The organism is Bacillus sp. SIMBA_005 (assembly GCF_046535585.1).
Taxonomy (GTDB): Bacteria; Bacillota; Bacilli; order Bacillales; family Bacillaceae; genus Bacillus; species Bacillus pumilus.
Genome location: NZ_JAWRWI010000519.1, coordinates 1 through 267 on the forward strand (window position 1 = coordinate 1; position 267 = coordinate 267).

1 protein-coding gene is annotated in these 267 nt (G+C 39.7%); it reads left to right on the plus strand.

Going from position 1 to position 267, the window contains the following annotated elements:
* Nucleotides 1-178: tyrosine-type recombinase/integrase (locus SB660_RS21140; protein ID WP_410584350.1), on the plus strand; the 178-nt coding region annotated here is incomplete at its 5' end.
* Nucleotides 179-267 lie beyond the last annotated feature (89 nt).

Genomic DNA, 267 nt, shown 5'->3' on the forward strand with positions numbered 1-267 from the left:
GGATGATATAGGCACGCACACGCTGAGGAAAACCTTCGGGTACCATTTTTACAAGCAAACAAAAGACGTTGCCATGCTGCAGGAGATTTTTAATCACTCAGATCAGCGGACAACCCTTCGATACATTGGAATCAATCAGGATGCCATGAACAACGCCATGAAGAAATTCAAGATATAAGCAGGCTCATCTCATAAACAAGATGAGTCTTTTTTTCTGCATATTTTTATTGATTCCCTTCAAAAAGCAAACGTGGAATTCATTTTAGG